This window comes from Chromobacterium aquaticum, from assembly GCF_021129195.1.
Classification (GTDB): Bacteria; Pseudomonadota; Gammaproteobacteria; order Burkholderiales; family Chromobacteriaceae; genus Chromobacterium; species Chromobacterium aquaticum.
Genome location: NZ_JAJOHW010000095.1, coordinates 1 through 13,972, shown reverse-complemented (window position 1 = coordinate 13,972; position 13,972 = coordinate 1). Strand labels below are relative to the sequence as shown.

Below are 13,972 nucleotides of genomic sequence, written 5' to 3'. Positions count from 1 at the left end.
GCGCCACCTATACCGCGCTGGTGTTCGGCAACGGCCCCAACCGCAAGGCCAGCCGCGTGTCGGTGGACTCCGCCACCGCGATGGGCGACGACTACCAGCAAGAAACCGGCGTGCGCCTGTCCAGCGAAACCCATGGCGGCGGCGACGTGATGCTGATGTCCAGCGGCGCCGGCTCCAAGGGCTTCAAGGGCGTGATGGACAACACCAAGGTGTTTGGCCTGGTGAAAAGCGCGCTGGGCCTGTAAGAACCTGTTTACGATCTGCTGCGCGTCGTGAAGCGTTGCACGGTGAGTACCAGCTCAAAATGCTCATGTACCACGTGTACATTCCGCTTTTTCGCTCGTTTTCGCCTTGTCTCGCCTTGTCTCGCGAGATCGTAAACACGTTCTGAGAACCTGGTCAAAGTCTGCTGCGCTCGGTGCGGCGTACCACGGTGCGTACTGCTTCGAAATGTTCATGTGCCAGTCATGCATTCCGCTTGCTCCGCCGCAACGTCTTGTCTCGCTTAGCTCGCGAGAACGTAAACAGGTGAGGAGCGCGCCAGCGCCCGGGCTGACCGCGGCGCGGGTTCATGGTAAATTCCGCTTTCCGGCATGGTGCCGGTGGCTAACATCTTACCAGGGACATGAAAAGGTCCCGGTTTTCACAAAGGAATTGCCATGTCTGATTTGCAGACGCTGTTCACCCAGGCTCAGGCCGATGTCAAGACCCTGTCCGAGCGCCCGGACAACCAGACGCTGCTGCAGCTGTACGCCTTGTTCAAGCAGGCGACCGAAGGCGACGCCGCCGGCGAGCGTCCGGGCATGATGGATTTCATCAATCGCGCCAAGTTCGATGCCTGGGAAAAGCTGAAGGGCAAGGGCGGCGACGAAGCGATGCAGGAGTACGTGGATGTGGTGAAGCGCCTGCTGGAAGACTGATCCGGCGGTTCGGACCCCGGCCGCCCTGGCGGACTGCCCGTCGGGCGGCTCCGCCTGCGGCGCGGCAAACCGGCACCGGCAGCGCGTGCCGATTTTTTTTAGTTGTCCGTCGCGGTTCGCCGCGACGCAGCGCGTGGCGCTAGGGTTTTTCAATCAATGAAGCGTTTGCCAAGATGAAGAAAGTCTTTTGCTTGCTGGTTTTCGCGCTGCTGGCGCAAGCATGCCGGGCGGGCGACGACCCGGTGCTGCTGGTGGTGTCGGGCAAAATCAGCCATTACACCGATCCGGCGCGCGGGGTGTATGAATTCCGCGAAAGCGCACTGATGGCCTTGCCGCAGACCTCGCTGGTCACCGCCACCAGCTGGACGCCCAAGGCCACTTTCAGCGGGCCATTGGTGCGCGACATTCTCAACAAGGTGGGCGCTTACGGGCATCAGGCCCAGTTCGTCGCCCTCAATGACTACACCTATTCGATCCCTGTCAGCGAACTGGTCAAGTACCGCGCCATCCTGGCGCGCCGCTTCAATCAACAGCCGATGAACGTGGCCCGTTACGGCCCGCTGTGGTTGATGTATCCATTGGAGCAGATGCCGGATTCGGCCAAGGGGCCGGCGCTGGACGCCAAGTTGATCTGGCAGATCGATGGCCTGGTGGTGAACTGATGGACAAGCAAGATCGGGCGCAGGAAGGCGCCAAGTCGGCCTGGGTCGGACGTCTGCGGCAGCTGGCATCCGGCTGGGGCGGCTGGCCGGAAGGCCGGCGCATGCTGTGGGTGGGCCTGCTGGTGCTGATCACCGCCGCCGGCGGCATGTATTACAGCATCAGCCAGGTGGGCAAGGGCAATTCGGTGGCCAATAGCAGCGAAGACCTGTATTGGTCGGTGGCGCAATTCCAGTTGGAGATGGAGCGCGCCAAGTCTGCGCTGGTGGCTTTCCAGGCCGGCCGCATCAATAACGAGGAATTGACCCGACGGCTGGAGGTGGCCAGCAGCCGCTTCCACGTATTCTCTGAACCGGCGCCGGTGCGCGTGCAGATGCTGCTGCGCCAGGTGAAGGGTTTCGACACCCTGGTGGCGGATTATCAGCAACTGTTCACCGATCCGGGCTTCGGCCATCCGTCGCCGGCTGCGGTGCCGGCGCTGCTGGAGCGCATCGATCTGCTGCGGCCGCAACTGATGGCCTTCGCCGTGGAGGCGCGGGTGGCCGAGGTCAAGAGCCGCACCGAGCGCCTGGAGGATCTGGACCGCCAGCGCAGCAATGTGCTCTATCTGCAATCAGTGTTGTGGGGCGTGATCTGCGCGGTGATCCTGCTGTTGTCGCGCTACAGCTCGGTCAAGCGTCTGGCCAGCGCCAAGCAGGCCTTGCTGGAGAAGGAACAGTCCGCGCATCAGGCCACGGTGGCGATGGAGCTGGACCGCACCACCTTCCTGGCCACGCTGAGCCACGAGATCCGCTCGCCGCTGCAATCGATGCAGGTGTGCATCGAATTGCTGGAGCCGGTGGCGGATGGCGACAAGACGGCGCGCACCGCGGTGCAGCGCCTGAAGACCAGCGTGTCGCATCTGTCGGCCCAGGTGCACGACATCATGGACATCAGCGCCATCCGCAATATGAAGCTGCGGATGAATCCGCAGCCTATGCCGCTGGCCGAGGTGCTGCAAGCCACCATGGACGTGATGCGGCCGCTGGCCGACGCCAAGGGGCTGACCCTGAGCTATCAGGCCGGCCCCTTGCCGGAGAAGGTGCTGCTGGACGAGGTCAGGCTGCGTCAGGTGGTGGGCAATCTGGTGTCCAACGCCATCCGTTACACCGATCAGGGCGGGGTGACGGTCAATGTCAGCTGCCTGCGCGCCACCGGCCACCATGAGCTGATGCTGCAGGTGCGCGACACCGGCATCGGCATTCCGCCGGAGCAGCAGCAGCGCATCTTCCAGCCCTTCATCCAGGGCAAGCACCGCCGCGCAGGCAGCTGCGGCCTGGGCCTGTCCATCGTCAAGGAACTGGTCAATCTGTTTGGCGGCTGCATCGAGCTGGACAGCGCCGAGGGCCAGGGTTCATGTTTCACGGTGCGGTTGCCGGTGCAGACGCTGGACGCGCCCGGCCCGCAATCGGTCTTGATCGTCGACGACGACGCCGATATCCGCGACACCCTGGCGGAGCTGCTGCAGCGCGACGGCTATCAGGTGGCCACCGCGGAGACGGCGGCGCTGGCGGCGCAGGCGCTGCAGCACGCCGATTTCGACACCGTGCTGCTGGACATGCATCTGGGCGCGGACAGCGGCTATCAGGTGGCGGAGCAGGCCTGGAACGGCCAGCGCGGCGCGCACACCTCCATCGTCGGCATGAGCGCCTACCCGGAAGCCTTCCAGGACCCGCGCGCGCGGCGTTTCGCCGGCATCCTGGCCAAGCCCTTCGACGCCGGCCAGCTGCGGCGCATGCTGGAGGCGGTGACCAAGCGCGGCTGAACGCGGCGTAGCATGGCCGGAATGAAAAAAGCCCTGGGGAATCCAGGGCTTTTTCATGTCGCGCGGAGGCTGGAGCCGGTTTGCTCAGACTTCCAGATCGTGGGCCGCGGTCACTACATTGGTGATCTGCAGCGCCAGGATGGAACCCGGCGTCGGCTTGCCGATGTAGTAGACGCCCTGGATGCGCAAGGCTTGTTGCAAGGCGGATTCGTATTCTTCCGCGTGGCCGGTCAGCACGATGATGGGCACGGTGGCCGAGCGCTGGCGTATGGTTTCTATCACCTTCATGCAATCGTCGTCGCCCAGCACCCAGTCCAGCACGAAGGCGTCGAACTCTTCGTTCGGCAGCGCGGCCAGCAGTTCGGACGGCGATTCATAGGGCAGGGCGAACAGGCCCTGGCGCACCAGCACCGCGGCCAGGATGTCGGCGTCCATATCGTCCAGCACCGCCACCAGCAGGCGCTTGTTATTGGCGCGCTTGGGCGGCTGCACCGCCAGGTAAGTGACTTCGTGGCCGTTGATGCAGCGGTCGTGGCTGCCCGGATACACGTGCCAGCTGTCGCCCTGGCGGCGCGCCAGCAACAGCGGGGAGATCGAATCGTCCTGCACCACGTCGCCCAGCTGTATCCAGCAATGGGCTTCCTCGGTGTGGTCGGTCAGGTGCAGGATGGCCGGGATCAGATCGGCGTCCGGCACCCGCACCGGCCGGCGGTTGTCCTGCGACACCAGCAGTTCCGAAGTGGGGAGGCCCAGGTATTGCGCCAGCTTTTCCAACTGGCCCAGCTGCCATTGGCTGCTGCCGTTGAGCTTGCGGTAGGTTTGCGACGCGCTCAGGCCCAGCACTTCCTCGATCAAGCTGACCTGCTGCGATTCCGCCAGGCCGCGCTGTTCCAGATGGGTCCGGATATTGGCATTGATGATTTCAGTCGTTGGCTTATTCTGTGTCATTTGCATGTCTTCTAAGTAGGGCGACTATTCGGGGTCGTTTCTTATTCGCCATCAAGCAAACCCTTGATGCTGCGCTGACTTGCGGCGCGGGAGGTACTGTCCGCGTCAGCGCGCCTTGCCTCAGGTTCTCTGCCAGGTTTGCTTGGCGGCTCTTATCTGCGCGCGTCCCGGGCAATGGACGGGCGCTTTTTATGTCTTGTTCAATGATTATCGCTGCCGGCGCACGGGCGGCGGGTGGCCTTCCGGGCAGGGCCGGGGCTTGCCGGTTGCGGCATGCCATCCGGGTACGAAATCATTGCCAGGCTGTCAGCCGATTATTAGTCAAAATTTGCAAAATGTGCGAAAAATTTTCGCTTAAAACGCAAAAAAGGCTTCCATTCTAGATTCATGCATACAGCTTGAAACCTGTTCCTTGGTACAGAGTCTTTGCTGCGCGAGATAAATGGATGGATGCGTCTGAAGAGTGAATTGTACTTAATGCGATGATTGCTTTGAGGAAATCTCTATGTGTCGGTAAAGCGGGCGGGTGCCGGCGGCGAGGAGGCAAGAGGAGAAGGGCTTCGCATCCAATGCGAAACCAGTCCCGGCGCGGCCGCGCCGGGACGAAGCGGGCTAAGAACCTGTTCAAAGTCTCGCGAGCAAGAGCGAGACAAGGCGTTGCGGCTGAGAAAGCGGAATGTACCCGTGGTACATGAGCATTTTGAGCTCGTACTCACCGTGAACGCTTCGCGACGCGCAGCAGATCATGAACTGGTTCTTAGCCCAGGGTGCCGGTCAGGCTGACCTCGCGCGTCTCCGGCACCTCGTTGTAGGACAGCACGTGCAGGCCGGGCGCGAACAAGCGCGCGTAGCGCGCCAGCAGCGGGCGGATCTGCGGCATCACCAGCAGAATGGGCGCGTGGCCCAACTGTTTCATCTGGTCGCGCACCACCGGCATATTCGCCTGCAACTGCTGCAGCACATTGGGGTCGATGGGGAAGCTGTCCAGCTGAGGCTTGCCGGTTTGCTGCGCCTGGCTCAGCGCGCCCAGCAGCAGGTTTTCCAGATCGGCGGACAGATTGAAGGCCTTCATTTCGCCGCGCGGCCCCAGGATGGATTGCACGATCTGGCGTTTCAGCGCGCAGCGCACCTCGGCCGCCAGCATGATGGGGTCCTTGCTGCTCTCGCTGGCGTCCAGCAGGGCGTTGGCGATGGGGACGATGTCCTTCAGCGACACATTGTCGGTCAGCAGCTGGCGGTAGGCCTTGAGCTGCAGCGGCGCCGGCAGCGCCTGGTTCAGCGCGGAGGCGAGCTTGGGCGCCAGCGCCGACAGCCGTTCGCCCAGCGCAGTCACGTCGTCGTGGCGGAACAGCTCGGCCAGGTGCTCGCGCATCACCTTGTTCAGATGGGTGGCCACCACGCTGGCGCAGTCCACCACCTGGTAACCCAGGCCCAAGGCCTTGCTCTTGTCCTCGGGCTGGATCCAGGTCACCGGCATCGCATAGGCCGGGTCCACGCCGGGCATGCCGTCCACCTCGCCGTACAGCTCCGGCGACGGGATCGCCATCAAGCGGTCGGCGTAGACCTCGCCCTCGGCCACGGTGTTGCCGCTGAGCAGGATGGCGTATTGCGAGGGCTTTAGGCGCAAGTCGTCGCGCAGGCTTACCGTCGGCATCAGCACGCCCAGGCTTTCGCTCAGGCTCTGGCGCACGCCGCGCACGCGCTTGGCCAGCGGCGCGCCCTGACTCTTGTCCAGCAGCGACACCAGCTTGTAGCCCAGATTGATGCCCAGGGTGTCGACATAGGGCAGCGCGCCCCATTCCAGTTCGATGTCGGCGTCGCCGGCCAGCGCGCTTTTCGCCAGCGCCGGGTCCGGCTGGTTCGGCAGCGTCTGCTGGCGCTGGTGCAGCCGCCAGGCGACGAAGCCCAGCAGCAGCGCGAAGCCGAGGAAGGTGGGCCAGGGCATGCCGGGGATGGCGGCCAGCACCAGCATCATGCCGGCGGCGCTCATCAGCACGGTGGGGGAGGCCAGCATCTGCTTGCCCACTTGCTCCTGCATATCGCCGTCGTCGCTGATGCGGGTGACGATGATGGCGGCGGCGGCGGACAGCAGCAGGGCCGGAATCTGCGCGACCAGGCCGTCGCCTATGGTCATCAGCGCGTACTGGCGGAAGGCGTCGCCGGCGGACAGGCCGTGCATCAGCGCGCCGATGGCCACGCCGCCGAACAGATTGATGATCAGGATCAGGATGCCGGCGATGGCGTCGCCGCGCACGAATTTGGACGCGCCGTCCATCGCGCCGTAGAAATCGGCTTCGGTGGCGATGTCGCGGCGGCGCTGCTGCGCCTGCTCCTGGTTGATCAGGCCGGCGTTGAGGTCGGCGTCGATGGCCATCTGCTTGCCGGGCAGCGCGTCCAGGGTGAAGCGGGCGGACACTTCCGAGATCCGTTCCGCGCCCTTGGTCACCACCATGAAGTTGATGATCATCAGGATGACGAACACCACCATGCCGACGACGAAGTTGCCGCCTATCACCACCTGGCCGAAGGCCTCGATCACCCGGCCGGCGGCGTGGGTGCCCTCATGGCCGTGCAGCAGCACCACCCGGGTGGACGCCACGTTCAGCGACAGCCGCAGCAGGGTGGTGGCCAGGATGATGGTGGGGAAGGCGGAGAAGTCCAGCGGCCGCTTGGCGGAGACGCTGACCAGGATGACGATGATGGCCAGCACGATGTTGAAGGTGAACAGCATGTCCAGCGCCAGCGGCGGCAGCGGCAGCATCACCATGGCCAGTATGGCCAGCAAAAACAGCGGGGCGGCGATCTTGTGGCGGCCGATGTCGGCCAGCAGTCGAGTGAAAGCGTTCATGATGCGGTTCTGGGATCGGCCATGTCGCGCGGGATCGGCAAATCGTCCGGCAGCCGCGGCTGGCTGCGGCGCGATCCGTTGCGGAAGGCCTTGAGTTGCATGACATAGGTCAGGACTTGCGCCACCGCTCGGTACAGCGGCGCGGGAATCTGCTGGTTGACCTGGGTGGTGTGGTAGACGGCGCGCGCCAGCGGCGGCAGCGGCACGACGTCCACCTGGTGCTCCTGCGCCACCTGGCGGATGTAGAGCGCCATCTCGTCCAGGCCCTTGGCGATGATGAAGGGCGCTTCGGCGCGCTCCTCATCGTATTTCAACGCCACCGCGTAGTGCTCGGGGTTGACGATGACCACGTCGGCGGTGGGCACCGCCTTGCGCACGCCGCGCTGGGCCATCTGCATCTGGATCTGGCGGATGCGCTGCTTGATCTCCGGCCGGCCCTCGGTGCTCTTGTACTCTTCCTTGACCTCCTGCTTGCTCATCTTCTGCTGCTTCATGAACAGTAGGATCTGCAAGGGCAGGTCGATCAGCGCGAACAGCATGAACACCGCGGTCAGGCTCAGCAGCGCGTTGATCAGCAATTCGGCGCTGCCGGCGAGAGAGGTGGCGAAGGGCGCGCCCTGCAAGGCGAAGAAATCCTCCAGCGCGCTCTGGCTCAGCCGGTACAGCACCCAGCCCAGCAGCAAGGCCTTGGCGATGGATTTGCCGATCTCGCTGGCGTGGCGCGCCGAGGCGATGCGGCCGAAGTGGGCCAGCGGGTTGAAGCGCTCCAGCTTGGGCTGCAGATGGTTGAGGCTGAAGATCCAGCCGCCGGGATAGAGGGATACCACGATCACGCACAGCGGAATCACCGCCAGCGGCAGCACCATCTTGACCAGCAGCAGCAAGGTACCGCCAAACAGCTTGGACCAGCTATTGTCCAGCGCGCCGTTGCCGGCGAGCGGGGCGAAAGCCAGCGCGAACAGCTGGCGGAACTCGTCCAGCCACTGCGGCATCAGCCAGAACGCCAGCTTCAGCGCCAGCAGCAGGCCCAGCGCGGCGGCCAGATCGCGCGAGCGCGGCACCTGGCCCTGCTTGCGCGCTTGCCGCAGCTTGTGCGGCGTGGCCTTTTCGGTTTTATCGCCGCCGCGCCCCTCAGCCATGGCCGGCCCTCAGCATGCCGCCCAGCAGGCGCAGCATCTGTTCATTCAGGTTCAGGTATTGCTGCGGGATGAAGCGGGCGATCAGGCCCAGCGTGCCCAGGCCGAACAGGGTGATCAGCGGGAAGCCCAGCGAGAACAGGTTCAGCGACGGCGCCACCCGGTTGATCATGCCGATGCCGGCCTGCACCACGAAGGTGGCGAACACCGCCGGCAGCGCCAGCAGCATGGCGGCGGACAAGACCCAGGCCACGCCGCCGGCCAACATGGACAGCGAGGCGGCCGGCACGCCGCCGCCCACCGGCCAGGCCTGGAAACTGGCGTAAACCACCTGGATCAGCAGCAAATGGCCGTCCAGCGCGAAGAACACCATGGCGCCCAGCAGGTAGAGCAGGCTGGACACCACATCGGAAGAGTTGCCGTTGCCGGGGTCGTTCATCACCGCCATCGACAGCGCCATCTGCGAGGACACCAGGAAGCCGAGCACGGCCAGCACCGCCAGCACCAGCTGGAAGGCGAGGCCGAAGATCAGGCCTATCACCGCCTGCTCGATGCTGGCGGCGACGCCGGCCAGCGAGAACAGGTCCAGCTTGGGCAGCGGCAGGGTGGCCGGCAGCGTGGCGGCGGACAGCGCCAGCGCCAGGCCGATGCGCACCCGCACCGGCACCATGCCCTCGCCGATGAAGGGCGCGACGCTGAAGGCGGCCATCAGCCGGCAAAACGGCCACCAGAACGCCGGGATCAAGTCCAGCAGCTGGGCGTAGAGGCCGGTCACGGCTATCCGACCAGGCCGGCGGCGCGCTGGAACATCGCCACGCAGAAGTCCATCAGGAAGCCGGTGATCCAGTGGCCGGCGACGGCGATGGTCAGCAGGGTCACCAGCAGCCGCGGCAGGAAGGACAGCGTTTGCTCGTTGATCTGGGTGGCGGCCTGGATCAGGCTGACGATGACGCCGACGATCAGGCTGGGCAGGATCAGCAGCACCACCAGGGTGACGACGACGCGCAGGCTGTCGTTGACGATGTCGACGGCAATGTCGGGAGTGAGCATAAACGCCTGTTAGTTAGTCAAGATGATCAATGAGCCACGGAAGCGTAAAAAACTTTTTTAGCCACAGAAGCACACGGAAGACACGGACAAATTCAGAAAAACACAAAATTCTTTGTCATAGATGTCCGCCGTGGCATAGGGAATAGCGCTTTTCGAAGCGCCGAACATAAGGCGTACACAACACAGGCATGGAGTCATTGATTTTGAATTTTCCGTGTTTTCCGTGTGCTTCCGTGGCAAAAAAATTTGTGCTCAATTCAATACGCCTGTATCGAGGTGACCAGGGTGTTCACCGTCAGCGACCAGCCGTCCACCAGCACGAACAGCAGCAGCTTGAGCGGCAGCGAAATCACCAGCGGCGACAGCATCATCATGCCCATCGCCATCAGCACGCTGGACACCACCAGGTCTATCACCAGGAAGGGAATGAACAGCATGCAGCCGATCTGGAACGCGGTCTTCAATTCCGACAGCACGAAGGCCGCGAGCTTGACCGCGAAGGCGTGGTCCTGCGGATTGCTGATCTTTTCCTCGCCGGACAGCCTGGCGATCTGCGCCAGCGCGGTCTTGCTGGTCTGCGCCAGCATGAAGCGGCTGATCGGCTTCTGCGCGATCTCCAGCGCCTGCTGCATGGTGATCTTGTCTTGATCGAAGGGCTGCAGCGCCTGGTTCCACACCTCCAGGCCCACCGGCCGCATCACCAGCAGGGTCAGGATCAGCGCCACCCCGGTGACGATGCGGTTGGGCAGGCCCTGCTGCAGGCCCAGCGCCTGGCGCAGCAGGGACAGCACGATGACGAAGCGGGTGAAGCTGGTCATCATCAGCACCAGCACGGGCAAGAGCCCGAGCAGGGTCATCAGGATCAGGATCTGGGTCTTGATGGTGAAGTCCACCGGGGTGCCGCCGGCATTGGCCGACAGCAGCTTCAGCGGCTCGGCCTGACAGGCGGCGGCCAGCGCCCAAAGCCCAGCAGCGAGCAGGCTGGGTCGCAGCAGGGGGCGCAGCTTCTTCAAGAGTTCCATCAGGCCAGGCTGTCCAGTTCCAGGTCGTTCAGCTCCACCACCCGCAGGCCGTAGTTCTCGCCGGCCACCACCACCTCGCCGCGGCCGATCACGGTGCCGTTGACCTTGATGTCCAGCGGTTCGCCGGCCAGCTTGTCCAGTTCCACCACCGAGCCGTTCTCGATATTGACCAGATCGGCCAGCGAGATGTCGGCGCCGCCCACTTCCAGCGTCAGCCGCACCGGGATCTTGCGCAGGAACTGGGTCATGTCGCGCGGCTGCCGGCGCGGAGCGGCGGCGTCGTCCGCCGGTTTGCCGTCCAGCGCGTCCAGGCCGTCCAGCACGCCGCCCAGGTCGAAATCGTCGTTCAAGTCCATGCTAAATCCTTCTTGTTCTGTGTTTGTAGAGTCATTCGCTGGCGACAAAACCGGTCAGGCACAGCTTGCCGTGCTGCTCGGCCACATCGGCGTCGAACAGCCGCGAGGCGCCGACCAGCACTTCGCTCCTGGCCTGCAGCGTCACTGGCAGCACGCTGCCGGGGCGCAGGTCCATGATGTCGCCCAAGGCCATTTCGCGGTCCAGCAGCCGCGCTTGCAGCCGCACCCGCAGCCGCTCGCGGAAGGTTTCCGCCGGCGCCGCCTGGGCATCGGCGCTGTCGCGGCGGCCGGACAGGTTTTTCAGCAGCCGCTCGAAGCAAGTGGCGTCCAATTGCAGGCACAGCGCGCCGATGGCGTGCTCGCCGTCGCCGATGTCCAGGCGGATCTCCCAGACCCCGGTGCCGGGCGGCACGAAGGGCAGTTGCGCGCAGTCGGCTGGGCCGGGCGGCAGGCCGCCGGCCTGGCGGTCCAGCCGTAAAATGCATTGCAGCAGGCGCGGCAGCAGCCGTTCCGCCAGGCTGCGCGCCAGACGGCGCTCGGTTTCGGTTTCCGCTGGCACGGCGTCGGCGTCCGCCTGCGCCGCCGGCGCGCCGAAGCGGTAATCCAGCAAGCGCAGCAATAAGGGCCGTTCGATATGGCTGCCCAACTGGCAGCCGTCCAGCGCGTGCCACAGCCAGCGGCGCTCGTCGGCGGCCGGCTGTGCCTGCTGCAGCGCGCGGATGTGGAAATGCGCGTGGTAGCGGCGGTTCAGTTCCTGCTGCAGGAAATCCGCCAGCTCTTCTTGCAGGGCTTTGCCGAACACGGGCAGCAGGTGGAACGGCCGTCCCAGCGTGCGCAGGTCGAGAGCCGGCAGTTGGGCGCCGTCATGCTGCGAAATGATTCTGGCTCTTGGCATCTCGATACTCGGTGATGGGGTGGGCGTGGCGCCGCCGGCTTCAGCGCGCCCGGCCGGCGCGCGCGGGCGACGGCAGGGGCGCGGCGCTTAAACCGCGGCGGCCTGGTGTTCATCAAGGCCGGCCGGCCCTCTGCGGCGTCGAGTGCGAATTGTACTAAGCGGTACTAAATTCGCGGCTCGCGGACGGAGGCAAACGGCAGGCTAAACCTTATGGAGTGTGCATCTTACTGGCTGCCGCCGCTGGGTAAAGGGGGAAAATTCACGTCAGACTTTGTGAAAATTCACGGCGGTTGGTTTAAGCATAAAGTTTAAAATCGCCGCTCGTATCCTGGCGTCAGGATGATGGCATGGTCATGCCGCTCATCTCGGGGCTGCCGCTTCGATACGCTCGCCGCCTCCGGGCCGCGGGCCGCAGACGTGAAACCGGCCATGTTTGGCCACTCAATAATAACGGGCACCGCCCGACAAGGATTTCCGATGGCGACCAACCTGGGTTTGATGATTCATGCCGATCGCCGGCAGATGCTCGGCGAAATGGCCGGGATGGCGCGCAATGCGCCGATCGCGCCGCCGCAGCACAGCGAGGAGCCGGCTTCCGCCGCCAGCTTCTCCGACGCGATGGGCGCCGCCGTCCGCGACGTCGATGCGCAGAACCGCCTGGCTTCCGAAAAAATGGCCGATGTGGACAGCGGCAAGAGCGACGACCTGGTCGGCGCGATGCTGATGAGCCAGGAAGCCAGTCTGTCGTTCTCCATGCTGATGCAAGTGCGCAATAAGGTGGTGGGCGCGGTGGACGACCTGATCAAGATGCAGCTGTAAGCCGCGAGGACCATGCCCGTGTTGAATCGTTTACGCAGCGGCGTCGCGGCCGTGCAAACCCGTCTGGGCGGCCGCTGGCCGGTCTCCGGACAATCCCTGCGCCTGGCGCTGCCCATCGTCGCGCTGGCCATAGGCGTCACCGTGCTGATCAGCCTGTGGCTGTGGCGCGACGACGCCAGCTACAAGCCGGTGTTCGGCGCCCAGGAAAAAGTGGTGGCCGCCGACATGATGGCGGTGCTGGACGCCGAGAAAATTCCCTATCGCATCCATCCGCAAACCGGCCAGGTGCTGGTGCCGGACAGCCAGCTGGGCCGCGTGCGCATGCAGCTGGCGGCGAAGGGCGTGGTGGCGCAGCTGCCGTCCGGCCTGGAGCTGCTGGACAAGAACGACCCATTGGGCGTCAGCCAGTTCGTGCAGGACGTGCGCTTCCGCCGCGGCCTGGAAGGCGAGCTGGTGCAAAGCATCCTGGCCTTGGACCCGGTGTCCGCCGCGCGGGTGCATCTGTCGCTGCCGCGCGCCACGTCCTTTGTCGGCGCCGCCAACGACAAGGGTTCGGCCTCGGTGGTGGTCACCCTCAAGCCCGGCCAGCAGCTGAACAACGAGCAAGTGGCCGCGGTGATCAAGCTGGTGGCCGGCAGCGTGTCCACGCTGTCGCCGTCCCAGGTCACCCTGGTGGACCAGGCCGGCAATCTGCTGTCCTCGCGCGTCGACCTGAGCGACGACGGCATGCTGGGCGGCAATGAGAGCGACACCGCGCGCCGCTTCCGCGAGGAAGCGCTGCAAAACGTGCGCGATCTGCTGACCCCGGTGCTGGGCAAGGACAATTTCAAGGTCAGCGTCACCGCCGACGTCGACAACGACCGCGTAGAGGAAACCCGCGAGAAATACGGCGAGGCGCCCAAGGTCACCAACGAGGCCTCGCGCGAGGAAACCTCCACCGAGAAAATGGCGCTGGGCGTGCCCGGTTCCTTGAGCAACCGACCGATCAACACCGACGCTTCCGGCGCGGCCTCGGAAAAGGCCGGCAACAGCAAGAACGCCGTCACTCGCCAATACGCCTACGACCGCAGCGTCACCCAGATCAAGAAAGCGCGCGGCACGCTGCGCCGCCTGAGCGTGGCCGTGGTGCTGAACCAGTCCGCCGCGCCGAGCAAGGGCGGCTGGAAGCCGGCCGAGCTGGCCAATGTCGACAAGGTGCTGCGCAACGGCCTGGGCATCCACGCCGAACGCGGCGACACCCTGGCGGTGTCCACGCTCAACTTCTCCGCGCTGTCCGAGCCGGAGCCGATCTGGATGCAGCAAGACACCTGGTTCGAAGCCGCGCGCTGGACCGTCTACGCCTTCGGCCTGCTGCTGGCCTACCTGCTGCTGGCGCGTCCGCTGCTGAAGATGCTGCGCCAGCTCACCGACCGCCAGCTGCGCGAATACCAGCAGCCGGAAGCGCTGGAACTCAAGCCCGATCCGCTGATGGACGGCGCCGATCTGCGCGCCGCGCGCCAGGCGCAGCTGTCCGC

Annotated in this window: 14 protein-coding genes; 6 read left to right on the top strand and 8 right to left on the bottom strand. The window is 64.9% G+C overall.

Annotated elements, in window-relative coordinates:
- The 4 genes from LQT98_RS15225 to LQT98_RS15210 all read left to right on the top strand — a co-directional run.
- A partial coding sequence (locus tag LQT98_RS15225; RefSeq protein WP_231463289.1) for an alkaline phosphatase occupies nt 1–245 on the top strand: 245 nt, incomplete at its 5' end.
- A 414-nt stretch (nt 246–659) separates the two neighbouring features.
- A complete protein-coding gene (locus tag LQT98_RS15220; protein ID WP_048407804.1) occupies nt 660–920 on the top strand; it encodes an acyl-CoA-binding protein in 261 nt (86 codons plus the stop codon).
- A 173-nt stretch (nt 921–1,093) separates the two neighbouring features.
- A complete protein-coding gene (locus LQT98_RS15215) occupies nt 1,094–1,582 on the top strand; it encodes a molybdopterin-dependent oxidoreductase (protein ID WP_053074153.1) in 489 nt (162 codons plus the stop codon).
- Nucleotides 1,582–3,384 carry an ATP-binding response regulator gene (locus LQT98_RS15210; protein WP_231463287.1) on the top strand — a complete coding sequence of 601 codons (1,803 nt, stop codon included), beginning with the start codon at nt 1,582–1,584 and terminating at the stop codon, nt 3,382–3,384. Before LQT98_RS15215 ends, LQT98_RS15210 begins: the two co-directional genes overlap by 1 nt.
- 84 nt (nt 3,385–3,468) lie before the next feature.
- Here LQT98_RS15210 and LQT98_RS15205 read toward each other — a convergent pair whose 3' ends face one another.
- The 8 genes from LQT98_RS15205 to LQT98_RS15170 all read right to left on the bottom strand — a co-directional run bounded on the left by LQT98_RS15205 (nt 3,469) and on the right by LQT98_RS15170 (nt 11,639).
- Nucleotides 3,469–4,332, bottom strand: a complete 864-nt coding sequence (locus LQT98_RS15205; RefSeq protein ID WP_197081330.1) for a helix-turn-helix domain-containing protein — start codon at nt 4,330–4,332, stop codon at nt 3,469–3,471.
- A gap of 757 nt (nt 4,333–5,089) precedes the next feature.
- Nucleotides 5,090–7,180: a flagellar biosynthesis protein FlhA gene (locus tag LQT98_RS15200; protein WP_048407807.1), complete on the bottom strand. Its 2,091-nt coding sequence runs from the start codon at nt 7,178–7,180 to the stop codon at nt 5,090–5,092.
- Nucleotides 7,177–8,319, bottom strand: a complete 1,143-nt coding sequence (gene flhB, locus LQT98_RS15195) for a flagellar type III secretion system protein FlhB (protein WP_231463285.1) — start codon at nt 8,317–8,319, stop codon at nt 7,177–7,179. Before flhB ends, LQT98_RS15200 begins: the two co-directional genes overlap by 4 nt.
- On the bottom strand, nt 8,312–9,091 hold the full coding sequence (gene fliR / locus LQT98_RS15190; RefSeq protein ID WP_231463283.1) for a flagellar biosynthetic protein FliR: 780 nt from the start codon (nt 9,089–9,091) through the stop codon (nt 8,312–8,314). Before fliR ends, flhB begins: the two co-directional genes overlap by 8 nt.
- Before the next feature lie 2 nt (nt 9,092–9,093).
- Nucleotides 9,094–9,366 carry a flagellar biosynthesis protein FliQ gene (fliQ, locus tag LQT98_RS15185; RefSeq protein ID WP_048407810.1) on the bottom strand — a complete coding sequence of 91 codons (273 nt, stop codon included), beginning with the start codon at nt 9,364–9,366 and terminating at the stop codon, nt 9,094–9,096.
- Between the two features lie 257 nt (nt 9,367–9,623).
- The gene (gene fliP / locus LQT98_RS15180) at nt 9,624–10,388 is read right to left on the bottom strand and encodes a flagellar type III secretion system pore protein FliP (protein ID WP_231463280.1); all 765 of its coding nucleotides are present in this window, start codon (nt 10,386–10,388) and stop codon (nt 9,624–9,626) included.
- A complete protein-coding gene (fliN, locus tag LQT98_RS15175; protein ID WP_048407812.1) occupies nt 10,388–10,744 on the bottom strand; it encodes a flagellar motor switch protein FliN in 357 nt (118 codons plus the stop codon). Before fliN ends, fliP begins: the two co-directional genes overlap by 1 nt.
- A 31-nt stretch (nt 10,745–10,775) precedes the next feature.
- Entirely contained in the window at nt 10,776–11,639 is an 864-nt protein-coding gene (locus LQT98_RS15170) for a FliM/FliN family flagellar motor switch protein (protein WP_048407813.1), read from the bottom strand.
- Nucleotides 11,640–12,116: 477 nt separating this feature from the next.
- On the opposite strand from LQT98_RS15170, the gene LQT98_RS15165 reads away from it, so the two are divergent.
- Together LQT98_RS15165 and fliF are read left to right on the top strand one after the other, a co-directional pair.
- Nucleotides 12,117–12,458, top strand: coding sequence for a flagellar hook-basal body complex protein FliE (locus LQT98_RS15165; protein WP_048407814.1), 342 nt, complete (start codon nt 12,117–12,119; stop codon nt 12,456–12,458).
- 18 nt (nt 12,459–12,476) lie between these two features.
- On the top strand, nt 12,477–13,972 hold a 1,496-nt coding region (fliF, locus tag LQT98_RS15160), incomplete at its 3' end, for a flagellar basal-body MS-ring/collar protein FliF (RefSeq protein WP_231463278.1).